General features: G+C 68.3%; 21 protein-coding genes and 1 riboswitch. Of the genes, 9 read left to right on the top strand and 12 right to left on the bottom strand.

Annotation, left to right across the window (positions count from 1 at the left end):
- Positions 1 to 7 precede the first annotated feature (7 nt).
- The 3 genes from BIU82_RS17435 to BIU82_RS17425 are packed head-to-tail and all read right to left on the bottom strand — an operon-like array spanning position 8 to position 2,966.
- On the bottom strand, positions 8 to 799 hold the full coding sequence (locus tag BIU82_RS17435; RefSeq protein WP_070350716.1) for an energy-coupling factor transporter transmembrane component T: 792 nt from the start codon (positions 797 to 799) through the stop codon (positions 8 to 10).
- Entirely contained in the window at positions 796 to 2,349 is a 1,554-nt protein-coding gene (locus BIU82_RS17430) for an ATP-binding cassette domain-containing protein (protein WP_070350715.1), read from the bottom strand. The genes BIU82_RS17435 and BIU82_RS17430 overlap by 4 nt, the downstream gene beginning before the upstream one ends.
- Positions 2,349 to 2,966 (bottom strand): ECF transporter S component, encoded by a 618-nt coding sequence (locus BIU82_RS17425; protein ID WP_070350714.1) that lies wholly within the window; start codon positions 2,964 to 2,966, stop codon positions 2,349 to 2,351. Before BIU82_RS17425 ends, BIU82_RS17430 begins: the two co-directional genes overlap by 1 nt.
- Before the next feature lie 71 nt (positions 2,967 to 3,037).
- A riboswitch (TPP riboswitch) is annotated at positions 3,038 to 3,171 on the bottom strand.
- A gap of 235 nt (positions 3,172 to 3,406) precedes the next feature.
- Between BIU82_RS17425 and BIU82_RS17420 the strand changes: the two genes are divergently transcribed.
- Both BIU82_RS17420 and BIU82_RS17415 read left to right on the top strand, forming a co-directional pair.
- On the top strand, positions 3,407 to 4,135 hold the full coding sequence (locus BIU82_RS17420) for an NUDIX hydrolase (protein WP_083292409.1): 729 nt from the start codon (positions 3,407 to 3,409) through the stop codon (positions 4,133 to 4,135).
- A 46-nt stretch (positions 4,136 to 4,181) separates the two neighbouring features.
- On the top strand, positions 4,182 to 4,442 hold the full coding sequence (locus tag BIU82_RS17415) for a DUF4235 domain-containing protein (RefSeq protein ID WP_070350713.1): 261 nt from the start codon (positions 4,182 to 4,184) through the stop codon (positions 4,440 to 4,442).
- Positions 4,443 to 4,599: 157 nt separating this feature from the next.
- On the opposite strand, the gene mnhG is transcribed toward BIU82_RS17415, so the two are convergent.
- Genes mnhG through BIU82_RS17385 form a run of 6 tightly spaced genes read right to left on the bottom strand, consistent with a single transcriptional unit; the run spans position 4,600 to position 11,025 of the window.
- Positions 4,600 to 5,010, bottom strand: coding sequence for a monovalent cation/H(+) antiporter subunit G (gene mnhG / locus BIU82_RS17410; RefSeq protein ID WP_070350712.1), 411 nt, complete (start codon positions 5,008 to 5,010; stop codon positions 4,600 to 4,602).
- The gene (locus BIU82_RS17405; protein WP_070350711.1) at positions 5,000 to 5,278 is read right to left on the bottom strand and encodes a monovalent cation/H+ antiporter complex subunit F; all 279 of its coding nucleotides are present in this window, start codon (positions 5,276 to 5,278) and stop codon (positions 5,000 to 5,002) included. The genes mnhG and BIU82_RS17405 overlap by 11 nt, the downstream gene beginning before the upstream one ends.
- On the bottom strand, positions 5,275 to 5,856 hold the full coding sequence (locus tag BIU82_RS17400) for a Na+/H+ antiporter subunit E (RefSeq protein WP_070350710.1): 582 nt from the start codon (positions 5,854 to 5,856) through the stop codon (positions 5,275 to 5,277). Before BIU82_RS17400 ends, BIU82_RS17405 begins: the two co-directional genes overlap by 4 nt.
- Positions 5,853 to 7,445, bottom strand: a complete 1,593-nt coding sequence (locus BIU82_RS17395) for a Na+/H+ antiporter subunit D (RefSeq protein WP_070350709.1) — start codon at positions 7,443 to 7,445, stop codon at positions 5,853 to 5,855. Before BIU82_RS17395 ends, BIU82_RS17400 begins: the two co-directional genes overlap by 4 nt.
- Positions 7,442 to 7,945 (bottom strand): Na(+)/H(+) antiporter subunit C, encoded by a 504-nt coding sequence (locus BIU82_RS17390; protein ID WP_070350708.1) that lies wholly within the window; start codon positions 7,943 to 7,945, stop codon positions 7,442 to 7,444. Before BIU82_RS17390 ends, BIU82_RS17395 begins: the two co-directional genes overlap by 4 nt.
- Positions 7,942 to 11,025, bottom strand: a complete 3,084-nt coding sequence (locus BIU82_RS17385; protein WP_070350707.1) for a Na+/H+ antiporter subunit A — start codon at positions 11,023 to 11,025, stop codon at positions 7,942 to 7,944. The genes BIU82_RS17390 and BIU82_RS17385 overlap by 4 nt, the downstream gene beginning before the upstream one ends.
- A gap of 135 nt (positions 11,026 to 11,160) precedes the next feature.
- Between BIU82_RS17385 and BIU82_RS17380 the strand changes: the two genes are divergently transcribed.
- The 7 genes from BIU82_RS17380 to BIU82_RS17350 all read left to right on the top strand — a co-directional run bounded on the left by BIU82_RS17380 (position 11,161) and on the right by BIU82_RS17350 (position 18,064).
- Positions 11,161 to 12,567, top strand: a complete 1,407-nt coding sequence (locus BIU82_RS17380) for an MFS transporter (RefSeq protein ID WP_070350706.1) — start codon at positions 11,161 to 11,163, stop codon at positions 12,565 to 12,567.
- Positions 12,564 to 12,764 (top strand): hypothetical protein, encoded by a 201-nt coding sequence (locus BIU82_RS17375; RefSeq protein WP_070350705.1) that lies wholly within the window; start codon positions 12,564 to 12,566, stop codon positions 12,762 to 12,764. The genes BIU82_RS17380 and BIU82_RS17375 overlap by 4 nt, the downstream gene beginning before the upstream one ends.
- 25 nt (positions 12,765 to 12,789) lie before the next feature.
- Positions 12,790 to 13,956: an ROK family transcriptional regulator gene (locus BIU82_RS17370; protein WP_070350704.1), complete on the top strand. Its 1,167-nt coding sequence runs from the start codon at positions 12,790 to 12,792 to the stop codon at positions 13,954 to 13,956.
- Between the two features lie 80 nt (positions 13,957 to 14,036).
- Entirely contained in the window at positions 14,037 to 15,551 is a 1,515-nt protein-coding gene (locus BIU82_RS17365) for a glycoside hydrolase family 3 N-terminal domain-containing protein (protein WP_083292408.1), read from the top strand.
- A 22-nt stretch (positions 15,552 to 15,573) separates the two neighbouring features.
- Positions 15,574 to 16,359 carry a glucosamine-6-phosphate deaminase gene (locus BIU82_RS17360; protein WP_070350703.1) on the top strand — a complete coding sequence of 262 codons (786 nt, stop codon included), beginning with the start codon at positions 15,574 to 15,576 and terminating at the stop codon, positions 16,357 to 16,359.
- Between the two features lie 35 nt (positions 16,360 to 16,394).
- Entirely contained in the window at positions 16,395 to 16,877 is a 483-nt protein-coding gene (locus BIU82_RS17355; protein ID WP_070350702.1) for a cation:proton antiporter regulatory subunit, read from the top strand.
- A gap of 5 nt (positions 16,878 to 16,882) precedes the next feature.
- Entirely contained in the window at positions 16,883 to 18,064 is a 1,182-nt protein-coding gene (locus BIU82_RS17350) for a cation:proton antiporter (RefSeq protein ID WP_070350701.1), read from the top strand.
- Between the two features lie 99 nt (positions 18,065 to 18,163).
- On the opposite strand, the gene BIU82_RS17345 is transcribed toward BIU82_RS17350, so the two are convergent.
- The 3 genes from BIU82_RS17345 to BIU82_RS17335 form a co-directional block, all read right to left on the bottom strand.
- Positions 18,164 to 19,021 (bottom strand): hypothetical protein, encoded by an 858-nt coding sequence (locus BIU82_RS17345; RefSeq protein ID WP_139146676.1) that lies wholly within the window; start codon positions 19,019 to 19,021, stop codon positions 18,164 to 18,166.
- 12 nt (positions 19,022 to 19,033) lie between these two features.
- Positions 19,034 to 19,534: a sigma-70 family RNA polymerase sigma factor gene (locus BIU82_RS17340; RefSeq protein ID WP_171906577.1), complete on the bottom strand. Its 501-nt coding sequence runs from the start codon at positions 19,532 to 19,534 to the stop codon at positions 19,034 to 19,036.
- A 159-nt stretch (positions 19,535 to 19,693) separates the two neighbouring features.
- Complete coding sequence (locus BIU82_RS17335) at positions 19,694 to 20,587, bottom strand: homocysteine S-methyltransferase family protein (protein ID WP_216099044.1); 894 nt, start codon at positions 20,585 to 20,587, stop codon at positions 19,694 to 19,696.

The raw sequence follows: 20,587 nt of genomic DNA, 5'->3' as shown, positions 1-20,587 counted from the left end.
CCTGAAACTAGAACACGAAGTTCCAGGCCCCGCCCGCGACGGCGGTCAGCACGGCCGCGGCGGCAATCACCACGCCGCCCAGGAGCACCCACACATCAAGCAGCGAGTACGTCGATTCACGGGCCCATGTGCGGGAGGCACCGCCGAAGCCGCGTGCTTCCATGGTCACCGCGAGCCTCGAGGCCCGGCGCACGGCCTGCACCAGCAATCCGAAACTCTGGCCGAGCGTGGCCCGCAGGCGCTGCAGGGGGCTGCCGTGCGAACCCACGCCGCGGGCACGCCGGGCCATGCCGATGGTCTGCCACTCCTCGGCCAGGAGGCCCACCAGTCGCATCGCGGCCAAGGTGCCGAGCACAAAGCGGTGCGGCAGCTTCGCCTTCTGCGCCAGGGCGTCGGCCAGGTCGGTGGGATCGGTGCAGCTCATCAGCAGGATGGCCGGCAGGGCGATCGCCAGGCCCCGCAGCATGAACCCGAGCCCGAGCTCCAGCGAGCCTTCGCTGATGGACCAGATGCCGGCGTCGAGCAGTATCTTTCCGCTGTCCGCCGAAAGGATCGCGGTGCTCCAACCGCCCAGCGCCGCCGCGAGGATGAGCGGCCAGCCGCGCTGCCAGAGCAGCCGCAGCGTGAGCCCGGCCAGCGGGAACAGCGCGAACTCGGCGATCAGGGCCGTGGACGCGGACACCCAGTCGATGGACAGCGCCAGCACCATGGTGATCAGGAAAACCGCCACGAACTTCGCCAGCGGGTTGGCACGGGTGAGCAGGGCCTGGTTGCCGTGCACGCTCAGCACGTCCCTCATGCCGCACCCGCTTCCTGCCGGACACCGCGCCCGGCCCGCGCATCCAGGCGCATCTCGGTGCCGCCCAGCACGGCGGTGAATTCTTCGTCATGGGTCACGGAGACCACGGCGGTTCCGGCGTCGAGCAGCTCGGACAGGAAGGACGCCAGCTCGGCCCAGGTGTTGGCGTCCTGGCCAAAGGTCGGCTCGTCCAGCACCAGCACCTTGGGGTGCGCGGCCAGCACGGTGGCCACGGAGAGCCGGCGCTTCTCGCCACCGGAAAGCGTGTACGGGTTGGCGTCCACCAGGTGCGTGAGGCGCAGGCGTTCCAGCAGTTCATCCACGCGTTCCTGCCCGTGGCCCAAATGTTTCGGCCCGAACATGAGCTCATCCAGCACCCGGCCCGTGACGAACTGGTGCTCGGGTTCCTGGAAGACGGTCCCGATCCGGGAAATCAGCTGCTGCGCCTTCCAGCCATACGGGTTGCTTCCGGCGCCTGCCGCGAGGCCGACGCCGGCACTCACCGTTCCGGAGACCGGAGCCAGCAGCCCGGCGAGGGTCAGCGCGAAGGTGGACTTGCCAGCCCCGTTGGGGCCGGTGATGGTCAGCGCCTGGCCGGCGAGGACCTGGGCGTTGAGGCCGTCCTGGACCGGAACGGGCGGAATGGTCTTGAAGCCGCGGCGGCGCGGGCGTTCCCGGGATACGGCGACATCCTGCGCTTCCAGGAGCAGTTCACTTCCCCCGGCGGACATCCGCCCGCGGGTAGCCGGAACATACCCCGGCACCCACACGCCGGCGGCGGCCAGCATGTCCCGGGCCTGCTCCAGCACGGTGTCCGGCGGGCCGTCCAGCAGCACCGCGGGCTCGGACGAGCTCCCGGGCTGCAGCACCACGATCCGGTCCACCAGGTCCTTCCAGACGGACACCCGGTGCTCCACCACCACCAGCGTGGCGCCGGTCTTGTCCAGACAGCGTTCGACGGCGTCCCGCACCTCCAGCACGCCGGCCGGGTCCAGGTTGGCGGTCGGTTCGTCCAGCAGGATCAGGCCGGGACGCATCGCCAGGATGCCGGCGAGCGCGAGGCGCTGCTTCTGGCCTCCGGAGAGCGCCGACGTCGGGTGGTCGAGCGGGAAAGCAGCCAGTCCGACGTCGTCGATCGCCTCATGCACGCGGGCCCAGATCTCCTCGCGCGGCACGGCCAGGTTCTCGGCGCCGAAGGCGACGTCGTCGCCCAGGCGCGAAAGCACCACCTGCGTCTCGGGGTCCTGCTGCATCAGCCCGGCCCGGCCACGGCTCTCCCTGCCCCTAAAGTCGCGCGGCACGGCACCGTCGATCAGCAGCGAACCGGTCTCGTCGGCGTCGTCGTCCTCATCACCGAGCACCCCCGCGAGGGCGTGCAGCAGGGTCGACTTGCCCGCGCCGGAGGGACCCAGCAGCAGCACGCGTTCGCCCGGCTGGATCTCGAGGTCCAGGCCGTGCACGGCCGGGGTGCTGCGGCCCGCATGCCGCCAGCCCCAGCCGCGCGCGGACACGGCGGCGGGACGGACGGCTCCGCTGGAAGGGACGGGCATCAGGAGAAGGCGGGCTCGTCGCCGGCCTTGCGGGAGGCGAAGGAGCTCAGCACGCCGGTCTTGGCAAGGCCGCGGGTGGCCACCCAGGACAGGGCGCCGGCGATGATGGCACCGGAGATGGCGCAGAAGATGATGTAGGCGAGCTTGTCACCGGCACCGTACGCGATATTCCAGCCCCACGGCGCGAAGGAGTCGTTCAGGCCGCAGAACAGGCCCGCCGCGGCACCGGCCAGCAGCGAGACCGGCAGGTTGAACTTCTTGTAGGCGAAGGCCGCGAACACGATCTCGGCGCCCAGGCCCTGGACGATGCCGGAGATCAGCACGGTGGTACCGTACTGGGAGCCCATGATGAGTTCGCCGGTGGCGGCCACGGCTTCGCAGAACAGCGCCGCGCCGGGCTTGCGGATGACGAGCATGCCGAGCACGGCCGGGATCATCCAGCCGCCGGCGTAGAGGCCGGACAGGGGCGGGTACACCGCGGTGGCCGGGGTGATCAGGCTGGCGCCCTGGGACCAGGCCCAGAAGATCACGCCGCCGGCGATGGCGATCAGCGCCGCCACCACGATGTCCACCACGCGCCAGCTGTAGCCGGTCTTCTTCACACTTGCTGTAGTCATTGTGTCCTCCTGAGGAAACAGGAGGGGAAAGTGTTGCCCGGGTGGACTGCCGTGGCGGCCCGTTCTCCGGTCACTCTGAGAACTCGACTCCCTTGCGCCGGTACTAACCGGATCAGGTTCGAGGGTCTGCGGTGTTCCGCACTCTCAGCGCCCTTCCTTCGTTCTGCTCCTGCAGCCCGACGGCGGCGCTCCCCTGTCGTTATCAATTGCCCTTTTGGGCGTGCTCCAGTTTACACCCCGCTTCCGCGGCGGGCCCCTTCCGTTGCGGGGCGGGCGGTCATATTGCTCTGGTCCGGGGCGCTTCCTTTGGTGGGCCGGCACATTCTGCTGGATCACCTCCGGTCTTGGCGTCGCCCGGCCCGGAGTGGCGCGGGTACGGTGGAGTGACTGCGGGTGTGATCCAGCAGAATCGTCACAGCGGGTACGGCAAAGGAGCGTTCATGGCGGACAACGGCGGGCCCATCAGCGTCCCGGGCAGCGGTGCGGCGCCTATGGAGGCGCCGTCAGAGGCGCCGGAAGCCCGCCTGGCTGCCAGCGTCATCCTGCTCCGCGACGGCTCCGACGGCCCGGAAGTCTTCGTCCAGCACCGGGTCTCCACCATGGACTTCGCCGCCGGGATGGTGGTGTTCCCCGGCGGGCGAGTGGACGCCGTCGACGGTTCCGGCTGGAACTTTCCCGACGACGTCGCCCGCCGGCACGCACAGGCATGGCGCCGTTGCAGCATCGCGGCGGAGTCCGCTGCCGCATCTCTGCACAACGCGGGCCGCGTCCTTGCTGCGGCACTCCGCGAGGTGCAGGAGGAAGCGGGCCTGGAACTCGACGCCGGCTCGCTGCGTCCGTGGGCCAACTGGGTCACGCCGGAGGACCAGCCGAAGCGGTTCGATACATACTTCTACTTGGCTGTGCCCGCGCCGGAGGCAGAGGCCAGCCACCAGACCACGGAGGCCTGGCAGTCATTGTGGATGCCGGTGCGCGGCATCCTGGAAGCCGAGGCCGCCGGAGCCCTGAAGCTCATGCCGCCCACGCTGGTCCTGCTGGAAGAGCTGCTGCGGCTCGGCAGCACCGGGGTGGCGCTGGAGACGGAGCGGGACATCGTTCCCGTCCGCCCGGAACCGGGAGCGCTCAAGGCCTTCTTCGAGCGCCGCCGCCAATCGCCGGCCCCCGAATAGGGTTAGGCTGGGGACGGTCCTGTTTCCTCCCGCAAGGAGCTCCGGCATGAACTTCCTTTTCAAACTGCTCGGCACCGGCATCAGCATCGGCGCAGGATTCGCGGGCACCAAGCTCGTCAACGGCATCTGGGAAAAGACCACCGGCAACAAGCCGCCCAAGGGCAATGACGACATGGAAACCAGCCTGCGCTCAGCCCTTACCTTCGCGCTGATCTCCGCGTCCGTCAGCGCCGTCATCCAGGTCCTGACCAGCCGCGGCACCCAGCGCGCCATCGCCCGCTTCGCCAAGACCCAGGACATCGTCTAGTTCTTCCAGGGACATGTCCACTGCACGTGGCCAAGGATGGACATAATGCGAATATGTCCATCCTTGCCGTCTGGCGACGGACATGTGCACCAAGGGTTAGTGGACATGTCCACCGCCCGCTGCCAGTGAGGGACATGTCCGCTGGCAGGAGCGACGCCTAGCGGTCCTTCGGGGCGCCTGCTTCCGTTTGTTCTTCCTGCTCGCTGGCCGCCCGCCGCACCACGGCTTCGAGTTCGTCCACGCTGAGCAGTTCCGGGTGCAGGTGTTTGGTCCGGTAACCGGCGCGGCCCACCATATGCGCGGAGACCGGCACGGTGAGCAGCTGGAAGATCCAGGCCACGGCGAGCACGGGCCACACCCACCACTGCCGCATCTGCAGGCCGATTCCGGCGAGCAGCAGGAACAAGCCCAGTACCTGCGGCTTGGTGGCGGCGTGCATGCGGCTCATCAGGTCCGGGAAACGCAGCAGGCCGATCGTGGCGGTCAGCGACATCAACGCGCCCAGCACCAGGAACACGGCGGTCACGGCATCGATCACGGCATCCACGCCGGTGGCATCAGGAGTCATTGGCCTGGCCCCTCCGGTCCGAGACGAAGCGGGCAACGGTCACCGATCCGATGAAGCCGATCAGCGTCAGCGCCACCAGGAGCACCAGGTTGTTCAGGTGCCGGTTGACGGCCATGTCGATCGCCAGCGCGGCGCCCACGATGCCCAGCAGCACGTCGGACGCCAGCACCCGGTCAAGCAGGGACGGCCCGACGGCGATCCGCACGATTGCCCCGGCAGCGGCCAAGGTGAGGATCACCGCCGTCGCGATCAAGACGATGTCCTTCACGGCGTCTCTCCTTTCGTATGGGCGGGCGGGGCGGGCGGGGCGGTTTCGGCCTCCAGCGCAGCAAGCTCCGCCTTGCTGCCCATGATCCTGATCAGCCCTGCCTCGGTGTCCTGGACTTCCTTGCAGAGCTTGGCGGCGTCGGCCTCGTCCCGGATGTCCAGGCCGTGGATGTACAGCGTGGACGTGGATCGGTCCACCTCCACCACCAGCGAGCCCGGGATCAGCGAGATGACGTGGCCGGTGGCGGTCACCATCAGGTCCGAATGGCTCCGGAGCGGAACTTCGACGACGGCGTTCACCACCTTGGGCCCTTTGGCCACCGCCAGGTAGATGACCTGGCAGCTCGCTGCCACCACTTTGGCGAGGAACACCAGTGCGAACGGGATGGCGCGGAGGACGTTGAATCGGCCGCTCAGTTCCACCGGCGGCAGGTAGAAGATCCTGGCCACCACCACGGCGATCAACGCCCCGAAGAGCAGGTTGCCCGGGCTGAAGTCGCGCCACAGGGCACCCCAGACGATGACGAGCCAGATCAGCAGGGGCAGCTCGGTGCGGAGGGAGATCGGCTTGCGGCTCATTTCGCGCCTCCCTGGATTGAAGGCCCGGAACTGCCCGGCGCCGCGATCCCCGGCACCGTCACCTCAGGGCCCAGCACCGATTGGATGTACGCCGTGCGGTCCAGCATCTGCTCCGCGGAATTGCCGGCCAGCTGGAAAAGCGGCCCGGCAAACACGGTGAGGGCAACCCCGAAAACCACCAGTGCCGCCGTCGGGCCCACCATGGTCCGCGGAAGAAGGCCGACTGCGGCGGTGTCTTTCAGGATGGGGTCCGGGTATTCGGCGTCCTCGGGCTTGCGCCAGAAGGCGCGGTTCCACACGCGGGCGATCGCCAGGAGGGTGAGCAGGCTGGTGAGCACACCGCCCGCCACCAGGGTGATGGCCAGCGGGGTGCCCAGTTCCATGCCGGCCTGCAGGAGGCCGAGCTTGCCCAGGAAGCCGGAGAACGGCGGGATGCCGGCCAGGTTCATCGCGGGCACGAAGAAGAGCAGGGCCAGCAGCGGGGAGAGCTTGGCCAGCCCGCCCAGCCGGTCCATGGAGGAGCTGCCGCCGCGGCGTTCGATCAGGCCCGTCACCAAGAAGAGGCTGGTCTGCACGGTGATGTGGTGCGCCACGTAGAACACGGCGGCGGCGAGCCCGGTGACCGAGGACATGGCCAGGCCGAACACCATGTAGCCGATATGGCTGACCAAGGTGAAGGAAAGCAGACGTTTGATGTCGCTCTGCGCGAGGGCACCCAGGATGCCCACCACCATCGTTAGGAGGGCCACCACCATGAGCGGAGTATTGAGGGTGTCTCCCGGGAAGAGGAGGGTTTCGGTGCGGACCATGGCGTAGACGCCCACCTTGGTGAGCAGGCCGGCGAACACGGCCGTGACCGGCGCGGGCGCGGTGGGGTACGAGTCCGGCAGCCAGAAGGACAGCGGGAACACGGCGGCCTTGATGCCGAAGGCCACCAACAGCATGACGTGCAGGAGGTTCCGGGTGACGGGGTCCAGTTCGGCGAGCTTCACGGCGAGGTCGGCCATGGTGATGGTTCCCGTGGCGCCGTAGATCATGGCGATTGCGATCAGGAACAGCACCGAGGACACCACAGACACCACCACATAGGTGACGCCGGCCCGGATACGCGGCCCGGTGCCGCCCAGGGTCATGAGCACGTAGCTTGCCGTCAGCAGGATCTCGAAGCCCACATAGAGGTTGAAGAGATCGCCGGTGAGGAAGGCGTTGGACACCCCGGCCACCAGGATCAGGTAGGTGGGGTGGAAGATCGAGACCGGCGCTTCCTGGTCGCCGTCGGCCATGCCCTGCCCGGTGGCGTAGACGAGCACGGCCAGGCTGATTACGGAGGACACCACCAGCATCAGCGAGGAGAACTGGTCCACCACCATCACCACGCCGAACGGCGGCAGCCAACCGCCCAGGGTCACGGACGCGGTTCCCGTAGTCCAGACGGCGGCCAGGAGCCAGCATTCAAGCAGCAGGGTCGCGGCCAGCAGGCCGATGCTTACGGTCCGCTGTGCCACCGGATTCCGGTTGAGCGCGAAGGTGAGGGCGGCACCCAGGATCGGAAGGACGACGGCGAGCGGCGCCAGGCTTGCTGCGTTCATCGCGGTCCCCCTCCTTCGTCGTCGTTCAGTGGCGCTTCTCCGCCGGGTTCCGGGTCCTCCGGGGTATGCCCGGCGGCGACCGCAGCGAGCGGGAACTCCGAGGTTTCCTGCGGGACCTCGGCGTCGTCCTCGGCGTCGTAGCTGGGGGTCTGGGCCACGCGGCGGTCTTCGACGTCGTCCTGGATGTCGTCCTGCCGGGCGAGGGCCCAGGTGCGGTAGATGATGCCGAGCATGAACGCGGTCACCGCGAAGGAGATCACGATCGAGGTCAGGATCAGGGCTTGCGGCAGCGGATCGTTGTAGTCGCGGGGGTCGGTGCCCTTGGAGAACAACGGCGCCAGGCCCGCGTACCCGCCGGTGGCCAGGATCAGCAGGTTGGTGGCGTTGGCCAGCAGCACCAGCCCCAGCAGCACCCGGGTGAGGCTGCGTTCCAGGATCAGGTAGATCCCGCAGGCGTACAGCACGCCCATCACCAGCAAAAGGGTCAGATTGACGCTCATGCGTTGTCCCTTTCGCTTCCGGTGGCCAGTGCCGTCTCGCCGTTTTCAGGAGTGTCTGTTTCGCTGCTTTCCGCGGGCATCTCCACGGGGCCGTCCGCCGGTCCGGCGAGCCCTGCGGAATCTCCCGCCGCGGTTTCTTCGAAGTGTTCATCGATTTCGGCGCCGAGGCTGCGCAGGACATCGAGCGCCAGGCCGACCACCACCAGGTACACGCCGATATCGAACAGAGTGGAGGTGACGAACTTGATGTCCCCGAACACCGGCAGCCAGAACTGGATGATGGCGCTCTGGAACACCTGGCCGCCAAGGAACAGCGGAACCAACCCGGTCAACGCCGCCAGTGCCAGGCCCGTGCCGAGCAGCATGCCGGCGCTGATGGGAGCGGCCTCCCGCAGCTCGAAGCGGCCGCCGGCGAGGTAACGCACCGTGAGCGCGAGCCCGGCCAGGAGTCCGCCCGCGAAACCGCCGCCCGGCAGGTTGTGCCCGGCCAGCAGCAGGTACACGGAGAAGATGATCATCGAGTGGAAAATCAGCCGCGTGACCACTTCGAAGATGATGGAGCGCCGCTCGGGGGCGAGCGTGCGGCCGGCCACCAGCCAGGGGTCCCCGGCCTTGCCGGCGAACCTGCGCGCCACATGCAGCGAGGCGTGTTCCTTCGAATCGTTCCCGACGGCGGAACGGCGCCCCACGGTGCCGTCCGGCATGGCGGCGGCCCGGGTGATCCGCTCGCCGCGGCTGCGGATGAAGATCAGGCTCGCGACGCCCGTGGCGGCGACGGCGAGCACGGAGATCTCGCCGAAGGTGTCCCAGGCCCGGATGTCCACGAGCGTCACGTTGACCACGTTCAGGCCACCGCCGCCTTCATAGGCCAGCTGCGGGAAGGCCAGGGAGACAGGATCGGCAACGCGCGCACCCATGGCGTAGATGGCCACGAAGATCATGGTGATGCCGAACGCGGCGCCGATGATGATGCGCACCACCCGGTACTTGCCGCCGGTGCGGTCCCGTAGTTCGGCGGGCAGGCTGCGCATGGCCAGGACGAAGGCCACCAGGATGATCGTTTCCACCAGCATCTGGGTCAGGGCGAGGTCCGGGGCGCCCTGCAGCGCGAACATCAGGGCAATTCCGTAGCCGGTCACCGAGACCATGAGCACCGCGAGGAAGCGCTTGTTGGCGCGCACCGCTGCCAGGGCGCCGGCGATGATCCCCGCGGCGGCCACGAGTTGCAGGGGCGAGTTCGGATCCACCAGGTAGAGGCCGCCGGGAAGGGGCTTGTTGGACACGATCAGCACGCTCAGCGGCACCACGAAAGCCACGCTCAGGATCACGGCCAGGTAGAAGTACAGCGAACCGCGCTGGGTGCGGCCCGTGACCCAGACGGCGACGTCGTCCAGCGCACCGATCGTGTTCTGGTAGGCGCGGTCGCCGTCCACCCAGTCAGGCACGCGCTCCTGCGCCCGCGAGACCGCGTTGCGCCAGTAGAACATGGCGAGGCCGGCGGCGAAGGTGACCGCGGTCAGCCCCAGGGCGGGCGTCAGTCCGTGCCACAGCGCAAGGTGCCCTGCTTCAGGAACGGAAGTTCCGGCGTCGTGCGCTGGGATGAAAAGCGCCGCGTACGGCTGGATCCAGGCGTCCACCGGAACCGGCCACAGGCCGTATGCCAGGCTCACCAGGCTCAGGATGGCGGGGGCGGCGAGGAAGGACAGCCGGATGGGCTTGAAAGGGGTACGCTCCACGCCGGGCTTGGTGGCGAAGGCACCCCACATGAAGCGGGCGGTGTAGGCGAAGGTGAGCACGGAGCCCAGCACTAGACCCCCCAGCAGCACCGCGCCCCACACGCCGGAGAGGGGATCGGCGCTGTAATGAACGAACGCTTCGAACACCGATTCCTTCGCCACGAATCCGGCCAGCGGCGGCACGCCCGCCATGGAGGCAGCGGCGAGCGCGGCGGTGATGGCGAGCGCGCGGGAAGACTTGTAGACGCCGGAGAGCTTGCGGATGTCGCGGGTTCCGGACTGGTGGTCGATGATGCCCACCACCAGGAACAGCGCCGCCTTGAACAGGCCGTGGGCAAGCAGCAGCGCGAGGCCGGCAAGCGCGGCGTCGGGGCGTCCCAGGCCAAGCACCATGGTGAGGAAGCCGAGCTGGCTGACGGTGCCGTAGGCCAGGATGAGTTTGATGTCGGTCTGCCGCAGCGCCCGGTAGCCGCCCAGCAGCATGGTGCCCAGGCCGAGGCCCAGCACGAGGGGCAGCCACAGCGGGCTTTCGCTGAAGCCCGGCGCCAGGCGGGCCACGATGTAGATGCCCGCCTTCACCATCGCGGCGGCGTGCAGGTAGGCGCTCACGGGCGTGGGCGCAGCCATGGCCCCGGGGAGCCAGAAGTGGAAGGGCAGCAGCGCGGACTTCGTCACCGCGCCGGCCAGGATGAGCACGACGGCGGCGCTCACCGCGCCCTGGGCGGGCCCGGCGAAGAGCTCGCCGGTTCGCGCGAGGATCTCCGAGATCCGGTAGCTGCCCGCGGACTGGCCGAGGATGATGAGCCCGATGAGCATCGCGAGTCCGCCGGCCGTGGTGACGATGAGGGCCTGCAATGCCGAGCGGCGGGCGGACAGGCGGGTGCGGGCGTAGCCGATGAGCAGGTAGGACAGCACCGTGGTGAGTTCCCAGAAGATGAACATCATCAGGAGGTCGTCCGCGGTGACCAGGCCGAACATGGCGCCGGCGAAGGCCAGCAGCTGCGCGCCGAAACCGCCGAGGTAGCTGTCCTTGTCCTTGAAATAGCGGGCGCAATAGACCAGCACCAAGGTGCCGACGCCGAGGACCAGCAGGGACATCACCCAGGACAGGACGTCCATGCGGAAGGCGAATTCAAGCTTGAGTTCGGGAATCCATGGTGCGTGCTCTTCGATGAAGCCGCCGGTCTTTCCGCCGCTGTACACCCGGCCGTATTGGGCAATCAGCCAGGCGAGTGATGCCGCGGGAACGGCCGCCAGGACGTAGAACGCGCTCCGCCCGATTTTCCGGAAGATCCAGGGCGCCACAGCAGCCGCTGCAAAGGTCACGGCAAGGACTGTGATCACTGTTATCTCCGCAAATCAGGATGAAAGTTGTCAAAGAGTTGGAGCCGGCGGTTCTACGTTGGGTTCAGTCCGAACAGTTTATCAATCGGCTGTGACAATCAGATTTCGTCACCCCGGGCCGATAGCATTCACACCATGGACACCGCAGCGGTTCCCGACGCATCCAAGCCGGCCTCGGAGCTGGCCTCCGGCAGCACTTCCTCCACCAAGGGACGCATCCTGGCCTGGGCCTCCTGGGACTGGGGATCGGCGGCCTTCAACGCCGTCATGACCACCTTCGTCTTCACGGTGTACCTCACCTCCAACGCCTTCGGCGGGGAGGACGCCGCGTCCGCCGCATTGGGCGGCGCCCTCGCCATCGCGGGTGCCGCCATCGCGCTGCTCGCTCCGATCACCGGGCAGCGCTCCGACGCCGGCGGGCGGCGCAAGCTGTGGCTCGGCGTGAATACGGCACTTGTGGCAGTGCTGACCGCGCTGTGCTTCTTCGTGTTTCCGCGCCCGGAGTTCCTGCTGCTGGGCGTCTCCCTGATCGCGCTGGGCAATGTGTTCTTCGAGTTCGCCGGGGTCAACTACAACGCGATGCTCGCGCAGATCTCGACGCCGGCCAACATCGGCAAGGTGAGCGGCTTCGGCTGGGGCATGGGCTACCTGGGCGGGATCGTGGCGCTGCTGGCCGTGCTGCAGCTGTTCGTCCAGCCCTCCTTCGAGTGGTTCGGGGCGGAGACCGCGGATGGCTTGAACATCCGGCTGGTGGCCGTGTTCTCGGCTTTGTGGTTCTTCATCTTTGCGCTGCCGGTGATGTTCGCAGTCCCGGAGCTTCCCGCCCGGCCCGCCCGGGAACGGCTGGGTTTCCTGGCCTCCTACCGGCTGTTGTTCCGCAGGATTGCCGCCATCTACAAGACCAGCCCTCACACCATCTTCTTCCTGCTGGCCAGCGCCGTCTTCCGCGACGGCCTGGCCGCGGTCTTCACCTTCGGCGGCGTGATCGCGGCCGGCACCTTCGGTTTCGAGCTCAAGGAAGTCATCTTCTTCGCGATCTTCGGCAACGTGGTGGCCGCGGTGGGCGCCATCATCGGCGGCCTGCTGGATGACCGGATCGGGCCGAAGGCCGTGATCATCATTTCCCTGCTGGGCCTGCTGGTGGCCGGGACCGCCATCCTGGTCCTCGGCAACGGGGACTACTCCCTGTTCGGCTCGGCCTGGAGCGGCAGCACCACGTTCTGGGTGTTTGGCCTGCTGCTGTGCCTGTTCGTGGGCCCGGCCCAGGCCTCGTCCCGCGCCTACCTGGCCCGCCTGGCGCCCGAGGGCGAATCCGGGGAACTCTTCGGCCTGTACGCCACCACGGGCCGGGCCGTCAGTTTCCTGGCGCCCACCCTGTTCACGCTGTGCATCGCCATCGCCACTCCCCTGGTGGCCGCCGGCGAGGCGCAGCGGTGGGGAATCCTCGGCATCATGGTGGTGCTGCTCGCTGGACTGTTGGTCCTCCTGCCGGTGAAGGCGCCCGCAGAGGCCGCGATCGCCGTCGTACCTCAACCCCGGTGATCGAGCCTGTCGAGATCCGGGTTTCGGTTTCGACAAGCTCAACCCCGGTGATCGAGCCTGTCGAGATCCGGGTTTCGGTTTCGACAAGCTCAACCCCGGTGATCGAGCCTGTCGAGATCCGGGTTTCGGGTTTCGACAAGCTCAACCACCAGGGTTTCGCCCTTGGAGCGGGCGCCTCGGAACCCCTTGACCTTTGATTGTTAGTAGAGTTTACTAACTCCTATGCCAAGCGTACGAGACCGGGGTCACAGCAAGCGGGCCGGCGCCGCCACCCTCCCGTCGGACGGCCGCGCCAACAACCTCTCCCTGGTCCGTCGCACGCTCCATGCCGCCGGCGCCATGAGCCGCGCAGACCTCTCCCGCACCCTCGGCCTCACCCGCGTCACCGTTTCGGACCTTGTCTCGGACCTCATGGAACGCGGGCACGTGGTGGAACTTGGCCAGTCCGGCCAGGTCCGCCCGGGCAAGCCCGCCATCCTCGTGGACATCAACCGCCAGGGCCTGCAGGTCATCGGCGTGGACCTCTCCAGCGAATCCGATCTCCGTGCCGCGGTCCTGGACCTGGACGGCAACATCCTGGCGAGCCTGGAACGGCCGCTCGGCGCAGGCACCGGGAAAGCCGCAACCGGACAGGCCGTCGTCGAACAGCTCCTGGACCTCGTCGCGGACACCGCGGCCAAGGCCACCGCGCCGCTGCTGGGCATCGGCGTCGGGAGCCCCGGCATCGTCAGCGCGGACGGCGTGGTCCTCACCGCACCCAACCTGGGCTGGAGCAACGTGCCGCTGCGCGAACTGCTGGAGCAGCACACCGGCCTGCCCACCCTCGTCTCCAACGACGCCGACGCCGCCGTCCACGCGGACCACACCTTCGGCGGCGGCTGCGATGACGAAATCCTCGTCAAGATCGGCCGCGGCGTCGGTTCCGGCGTGATCGTTGGCGGCCGGCGTGCCCGCGGCGCCCACTCGGCTGCCGGTGAAATCGGCCATGTCACGGTGGGCACGGACCCCGGCACACTCTGCGTGTGCGGCCGCACCGGCTGCCTGGAAACCTGGATGTCGGCACCCAGCCTGGAGCGCGCCCTGGCCGACGCCGCGGCGGGCGAAGACCCGGAAGCTGCCACCGCCGTCGTCTACAAAGAAGCGGGCGAACGCCTCGCCATCGCCCTCGCCCCCGTGGTGGGCGTCCTCGACCTGGCGGAAGTGGTCCTCGCAGGCCCCCGCCACCTGCTGGGAGGTCCGCTGCTCGACGCCGTGCAGCAGACTCTGCTTGCCCGGCTGCTGCACCAGGACCCGCAACCGCTCGCTGTCCGGCTAGCCGAAGATCCGCAGGACATTGTCCTGCGCGGCGCCGCGGTGATGGTCCTGTGGAACCAACTGGGAGTGGCGTGAACCGCGCCCCCTCTCCGAGGGACTCCAAGCCGGAGCCCCGCCTTACCGCCCCGCACAATGTCGTCCGAAAGAGCCAAGCCATGGGCACCTTGAATTCCGCCACCCTCCCTGCAACGGAACAGCGCACCGAAGAGATCCGCCGCCTCGCGGCCGGCACCTTGATGCCCGGATTCTCCGGGATCGCCGTGCCCGTCTGGATCCTTGACGCGTACGACGCCGGCCTGGCCGCCGTCTGCCTCTACGGCACCAATGTGGCGTCCCCGGTGCAGTTGCGCGACCTGTGCGCAGGTCTGCGGGCGCACTCCCCCAACACGCTGATCGCCGTCGACGAAGAAGGCGGGGACGTCACCCGGCTCCACTACCTCACCGGTTCGCCGCAGCCGGGCAACGCCGTGCTGGGCCGCCTGGACGATGTCACGCTGACTGCCACAAGCGCCGCGACCATCGGCCAGGAACTCGCCAGCCTGGGCATCAACCTCAACCTTGCCCCTGACGCCGACGTGAACTCCGAGGCCGACAACCCCGTGATCGGCGTCCGCAGCTTCGGCGCCGAGCCGGACCTGGTGGCACGGCACACGGCGGCCTGGATCCGCGGCCTGGAGGACTCCGGCGTGGCGTCGTGCGCCAAGCACTTCCCCGGCCACGGCAGCACGGTCAGCGATTCGCACCTTGAGCTCCCCCGGGTCACGGCCTCCGCCGAGGTCCTCGAAGCGCGTGAGCTGGTGCCGTTCCGGGCACTCGTGGAGGCCAAGGGCGCCACGGTGATGACCAGCCACATCCTGGTGGAGGCCCTGGACCCGGAGAACCCGGCCACCTTCTCCTCCCGGATCCTGCAGGGCCTGCTGCGCGAGGAGCTCGGATTCGACGGCGTCATCCTCACCGACGCCCTGGACATGGCCGGGGCGTCCGCGGAGACCGGCGTCCCGGAAGCCGCCGTGCGTGCGCTGCTGGCCGGCTCGGACCTGCTGGTCCTCGGCTCGGACACCAGCCCGGAACTCTACGAACAGACGCTCACCGCGATCACTGCAGCAGTTGCCGAAGGACGCGTGAGCTTCGAACGGCTGGCGGACGCCGCCGCGCGCGTCGCCGGACTCGCCAAGCGCTTCCCCGCTGCCGGCCCGGCCGAAATCCACCAGGCCACCCCGCGCGGCATTTCCAGCAAGCCGGGCCAACCGGCCTTGGACACCGCAGAAACAGCCGCGGTCCTCGACGCCGGCCGCATCCGGGACGCCTTCGAAGTCTCCGCCGCCGCGGAAAAGTGGCTCGCCCGCGAAGAACCCGTGGCGATCGTGCAGGTGGACACCGGCGCGAACTTCGCCGTCGGGCAGGTGCCGTGGGGACCCGCCGCGGCGACGGACGCCGTCGTCGGTGAAGGTGAGGTTCCGGCCGGCGCGAAGGTGGCCGTCGTCGGACGCGGGCTCGACGGCGACCATCCGCTCTGGACGGTTTTCTCCCGGCTGCGCGCGGAAGGGCACGCCGTGATCGCCGTCGAGTGCGGCTGGCCGCGCGGCGGCGCAGACATTGTCACCTACGGCGCCTCGCTCGGAGTGTCCCAGGCGCTCTGCGGCCTGCTGCTCGGCGAACAGACCAACTGACCCAACCAAGCCAAGGAACTTCATGGAAATCATCGTCGCCCCCAACCCGGAGGCCGCTGCCTCCGTCGCCGCCCAGGCCGTCCTTGCCGGGCTTCCCGCCGGCAAGGCGCCCGTCCTCGGCCTCGCCACGGGCTCCTCGCCGCTCGGCCTCTACGCCGAGCTCGCCGCCGCGGTCTCGGACGGCCGCGCCGACTTCTCCGCCGCCAAGGGCTTCGCGCTGGACGAATACGTTGGCCTGCCCGCCACGCACCCCGAGTCCTACCGCCAGGTCCTCATCCGCGAGGTCTGCGAAGTGATCGGCCTGCCGTTGGAGGGGCTGAACGTCCCGGACGGCACCGGCGCCACCCTTGAAGAACTCGAAGCAGGAGCGGCCGCCTACGACGCCGCGATCGCCGCCGCCGGGGGCGTTGACGTGCAGATCCTGGGCATCGGCGCCAACGGCCATGTGGGCTTCAACGAGCCGGCGTCCTCCTTGTCCTCCCGCACCCGCGTCAAGCGCCTGGCCGCCCGCACCCGCCGGGACAACGCCCGCTTCTTCGCCTCCGAAGCCGAGGTTCCCACGCACTGCATCACCCAGGGCCTGGGCACCGTCATGGACGCCCGCCGCCTGGTGCTCATCGCCACCGGTTCGGCAAAGGCCGATGCCGTGGCGGCCGCCGTCGAGGGTCCGCTCTCCGCGTCCTGCCCGGCGTCGATCCTGCAGTGGCACCCCAACGCGATCGTGGTGCTGGACGAGGCGGCCGCCGCGTCCCTGAAGAACCGTGAATACTACGACGACGCCGCGCGCGGACTGCCGCTCGAGGTGTGATTCCGCCGCCTCGCCAAGAGGACTAGGGTGGTTCCATGAACGTGGATGAGACCGAACTTCCCGGCTTGGGTGTCCGCAAGGACTTCATCACCGCGTCCGGACGCCGGATCGGCGTCGTGGAACTGCGGGAGGGCGAAACGGAGCTGTTTGTTTCGACCTGGGACGACCCCGATACCTGCCAGGCATCCATCCCGTTGACTGCTGACGAAGCCGCCGCCCTGGGAAACCTCCTGGGCGGCCAGCACATCGCCATGCGCCTTGCCGAGGCCCACAAGGAAATTCCCGGCATCGTGACGCGCCAGTTCTCCATCACGGCCGACTCCCCCTTCCAGAACCAGCCCATGGGCAAGGCACAGATCCGCACCCGCAGTGGCGTGTCGATCGTGGCGATCATGCGCGAAGGCGAGGTTGTCCCCTCGCCCGCGCCCGACGTCGTGCTCCATGTGGGTGATCTGCTGGTTGCTGTCGGCACGCAGGAAGGCCTGGACTCCGCGGCTGCCATCCTCCGCAACGGCTGACCGCCATGGACCCTTTGGCCCTGGCGCTGATCGAACTTGGGGCCGTGGTATTCGGCCTTGGCCTGTTGGCACGCCTCGCCGGAAAAATCGGCATGTCCCCCATCCCGCTGTACCTGCTGGGCGGCCTGGCTTTCGGGGCGGGTGGCCTGGTCAAGCTGGACGGCATGCACGAGTTCGCGCACCTGTCCGGCGAGATCGGCGTCATCCTGCTGCTGTTGATGCTCGGCCTGGAATATACGGCGTCCGAACTGGTGACCGGCCTGCGGCGTTCCTGGCAGGCCGGCGTCATGGACCTCGTGCTCAATTTCGCGCCCGGCGCCGGGGTTGCCCTGCTCCTGGGGTGGGGCGTGGTGGGCGCCATCGTCATGGGCGGCGTCACCTATATTTCCTCGTCGGGAATCGCGGCCAAGGTCATCACGGACCTCGGCCGCATTGGTAACCGCGAAACTCCTGTTGTCCTGGCCATCCTGGTGTTCGAAGACCTCACGATGGCCATCTACCTGCCGATCCTCACCGCGATCCTGGCCGGCGTCGGCTTCCTGGGCGGGCTGCAGACCGTGGGCATCGCCTTGGCCGTCATCACGCTGGTCCTGGTAGTGGCGCTCAAGCACGGGCACCGGGTGTCCCAGGCCGTGCACAGCGAAAATTCCGAGGTCTTCCTGCTCAACGTCCTGGGCCTGGCCCTGCTGGTGGCAGGCATCGCCTCGGCCCTGCAGGTCTCCGCCGCCGTGGGCGCGTTCATGCTGGGCATCGCGATTTCCGGCGCCACGGCCCACAACGCCACCCGGATCCTGGAGCCCTTGCGGGACCTGTTCGCCGCGATCTTCTTCGTGGCTTTCGGACTCAACACGGACCCGTCCACCATCCCGCCGGTGTTGCTCTTCGCCCTGCTGCTGGCCGTTGTCACCGCGGCCACCAAAATGCTCACGGGCATCTGGGCGGCAAAACAGGCGGGCATCGCCATGCCCGGCCGCTTCCGTGCCGGGGCCGCACTGATTGCCCGCGGTGAGTTCTCGATCGTCATCGCCGGCCTGGCCGTGACCTCGGGGGCGGTGCCGCGGGAGCTGGCGGCGCTGGCCACGGCCTATGTGCTGCTGATGGCCGTCATCGGTCCGCTCGCGGCGCGCTTCGTGGAACCGGTGGTGAAGGCGGTCCGCAAACCGAAGCCGGCGCTGGCGGGGCGGTAAGGGGTTCAGCACCCCGGCCCGGCGCCGAAATCGCCGGAATGCTGCCAGCTCGCCGGAACCATCCGGCGACCCCGCAGCGTTCCCGCGAGCTCGGCATAGCTAGGGCAGCCTGACAACCCTACCCAGACTCTCCCACTCCTCGGTGACGTTGTTCAGGACGAGCGTCCCGTCTCCGGATCCCTTGACTTCCCTGAGCCCGAACTGGAGCCCGGTGATGACGTATTCCCGGTGCGTGCCGTCCTTGGACGACTGTGGCTGAAGGAAAACGAGGTACTCCTTGCCCGCTTCAATGTCGATGTCGTCCATGAATTTCTCCTGGACATACTTGCTGTGAGCCGGCATCTTCCCGCCGTTCATATGGAGCATCTTGTCCTGCTGCTGCGGGTTCAAGCTTTTCCAGTACTCATCGAAAGCCACGATTCCCCCGAGCCGTGAATAGTTCGCCTGCGTGCCCGGCCTGAGACCGCCTTTGTAGGCCTCAAGGACGGTCATCTTCCCTACCGTCTCAGGGAAGACGTACTGCCCGGAGATCGGGCTGAAAGTCCGCCCGCCGTCGATCGAGTCAATATGCACCCGGGCCACGACCGGGAGTGTGTCGTAGCCGTAGTACGGGTTCCGGGCATCCCACAGAATGTCGTCATGTACCCCGCCAGGAAGGCGCTCGATGTCGCTTTCCGGGATGCGCGCGTACGCGTCGTAGGGCGGCACCGTTCCTGGCGGTCCGGGCTGCCGGCCCGGCTCCTGGGCAACAGGCTCGGAAAGCACTGCTGGCGGCGCACCCAAAGCAAGAACACTCGCCGTCGCGCCGCCGAGCAGCACCGCTGCGGCAGCGACCCCCGCGGCGATCTGACGCCGACGCCGAACAGCAGCACGGTGCCCGAGCACACCCAGGAGCTGCGACCTGTTCCGGGCAAGGTCTGCGGCAGTCGGCACCGCGGGGTCTGGAGGGGTGTTCATGTCCCTGTCCTTTCAATGTCCGCCGAAGAGGCGGCGGATACCGCCGCGCAGCCTGGAGAGGCGGTTGCGGAGTGCGGACGGAGTAATGCCAAGCTGCTGCGCCGCGGCGCTGTAGCTGAGGTCTTCGTGGATGCACAGCCGGTAGATCTGGCGGTCCAGTTCGCTGAGGCCGGCGACATGTCTGTCGATCGCATCGAGCAGTTGGCGTTGCAGCGCCTCGTCCTCAACGTTTCCGCCGGCCTGCTCGGGCACCGTCGCCTCGTGATGGTGCCGGCTCTCTTTTCGCAGGACCGCCTTGCAGTGCATCCGGCAAGTTCCCATGAGCCAGGGCAGCAACGAGTCTCCGAGGTCTATGCGGTCCGCTTTGTCCCAGAGCGTGAGGAACGTTGCCTGGAGGACATCGTCAACAAAATGGGCAGGGACCAGGGAATGTGCCAGCCAGGCTACGGGCCGGCTGTGCCTGTCGTAGATTTCGCCAAGCGCCCCTTGGTTACGGGTGATGATCCGTTCCAATAGTGCAGCATCGGAGACAGCACCGCGCTGAGACAAAGAGGCATCTGGATCCGTCCGCTGGATATCCATGGCGCCCCCGTCTGTATGGTTACACCTGCATATGTCACGCGGACGGCATTTCGTCTCAGGCCGATTCAAAATGCCGGCCCGGCTCCTTGCCTAGTGCAGTTCCCTGCTCAGCGCCGCAATGTGCTCCGGGCCGATGCCGCAGCAGCCGCCGATGATGTCCGCGCCCTGCTCACGCCACGCCGCGGCCCACTGCAGGTACCCGGCGGGATCGAGGTCTTCGCGGAGTTCGTCCAGGCCGTCGTTGGCGGTGGCGTCCTCGGGCTGCGGCGGGAAGGCATTCGCGTACACGCCCAGCGAAAGCTCCGCGCCCAGCCGGTCAACAACAGACCGTGCAGCAGAAAGCGCGGCACCCATGACTTCCGGGCGGCTGCAGTTGAACAGCAGCGCTTCCGCACCCATCGCGACGGCGGCCTCCGCGGCCTCCTCGACAGTCTCGCCGGAGCGCAGCACGGCGGGGCCGGCCACGGAATCGTCACGCAAGGTGAGGGAGAGCCAGAAGGGGTTGCCGTCGTCGGGCAGGCCGGCACGGATGGTCCGCGCTTCGGTGATGGAACTCTGGGTTTCGGCCAGCCACAGGTCCACGTGCGGGGCGAGCCCGTCCACCAGAGGCGCAAGAACGGAGGCGGCACGGCCGGCGTCGAACAGGTCGGGGCGGTAGGAGCCGAACAGCGGCGGCAGCGAACCGGCCACGCGCACGCTGTGCCCGGAAGAGTCCGCGGCGGCACGGGCCAGGCGGCCGGCCCGGGAGGCCAGGGTGCGGGCATCCGCGGCGAAGCGCTCCTCGCCGATGTGGAAGGGAACCACGGCGTAGCTGTTGCTCGTGATGACACGGGCGCCGCCAGCGATGAAGTCTTCGTGGACGGCCTGGACGTGCTCCGGCGCTTCCATCAGGGCAAGCGCGGACCATTCCGGCTGCCGGAAAGGTGCGCCGCGGCGGGCGAGTTCACGGCCCATACCGCCGTCCAGGACAGTCAGGGAAGCCAC

The organism is Arthrobacter sp. SW1, assembly GCF_001766675.1.
Lineage (GTDB): Bacteria > Actinomycetota > Actinomycetes > Actinomycetales > Micrococcaceae > Arthrobacter.
This window is presented reverse-complemented; position numbering and strand designations above follow the sequence as displayed.

What these genes read in the sequence shown, in the direction of transcription:
- BIU82_RS17360 (WP_070350703.1), top strand. Translation starts at nt 15,574, where the DNA reads ATGGAAATCATCGTCGCCCCCAACCCGGAGGCCGCTGCCTCCGTCGCC.
- BIU82_RS17435 (WP_070350716.1), bottom strand. Translation starts at nt 799, where the DNA reads ATGAGGGACGTGCTGAGCGTGCACGGCAACCAGGCCCTGCTCACCCGT.
- BIU82_RS17395 (WP_070350709.1), bottom strand. Translation starts at nt 7,445, where the DNA reads ATGAACGCAGCAAGCCTGGCGCCGCTCGCCGTCGTCCTTCCGATCCTG.
- BIU82_RS17415 (WP_070350713.1), top strand. Translation starts at nt 4,182, where the DNA reads ATGAACTTCCTTTTCAAACTGCTCGGCACCGGCATCAGCATCGGCGCA.
- BIU82_RS17400 (WP_070350710.1), bottom strand. Translation starts at nt 5,856, where the DNA reads ATGAGCCGCAAGCCGATCTCCCTCCGCACCGAGCTGCCCCTGCTGATC.
- mnhG (WP_070350712.1), bottom strand. Translation starts at nt 5,010, where the DNA reads ATGACTCCTGATGCCACCGGCGTGGATGCCGTGATCGATGCCGTGACC.
- BIU82_RS17345 (WP_139146676.1), bottom strand. Translation starts at nt 19,021, where the DNA reads ATGAACACCCCTCCAGACCCCGCGGTGCCGACTGCCGCAGACCTTGCC.
- BIU82_RS17390 (WP_070350708.1), bottom strand. Translation starts at nt 7,945, where the DNA reads ATGAGCGTCAATCTGACCCTTTTGCTGGTGATGGGCGTGCTGTACGCC.
- BIU82_RS17355 (WP_070350702.1), top strand. Translation starts at nt 16,395, where the DNA reads ATGAACGTGGATGAGACCGAACTTCCCGGCTTGGGTGTCCGCAAGGAC.
- BIU82_RS17350 (WP_070350701.1), top strand. Translation starts at nt 16,883, where the DNA reads ATGGACCCTTTGGCCCTGGCGCTGATCGAACTTGGGGCCGTGGTATTC.
- BIU82_RS17425 (WP_070350714.1), bottom strand. Translation starts at nt 2,966, where the DNA reads ATGACTACAGCAAGTGTGAAGAAGACCGGCTACAGCTGGCGCGTGGTG.
- BIU82_RS17380 (WP_070350706.1), top strand. Translation starts at nt 11,161, where the DNA reads ATGGACACCGCAGCGGTTCCCGACGCATCCAAGCCGGCCTCGGAGCTG.
- BIU82_RS17420 (WP_083292409.1), top strand. Translation starts at nt 3,407, where the DNA reads ATGGCGGACAACGGCGGGCCCATCAGCGTCCCGGGCAGCGGTGCGGCG.
- BIU82_RS17365 (WP_083292408.1), top strand. Translation starts at nt 14,037, where the DNA reads ATGGGCACCTTGAATTCCGCCACCCTCCCTGCAACGGAACAGCGCACC.
- BIU82_RS17370 (WP_070350704.1), top strand. Translation starts at nt 12,790, where the DNA reads ATGCCAAGCGTACGAGACCGGGGTCACAGCAAGCGGGCCGGCGCCGCC.
- BIU82_RS17430 (WP_070350715.1), bottom strand. Translation starts at nt 2,349, where the DNA reads ATGCCCGTCCCTTCCAGCGGAGCCGTCCGTCCCGCCGCCGTGTCCGCG.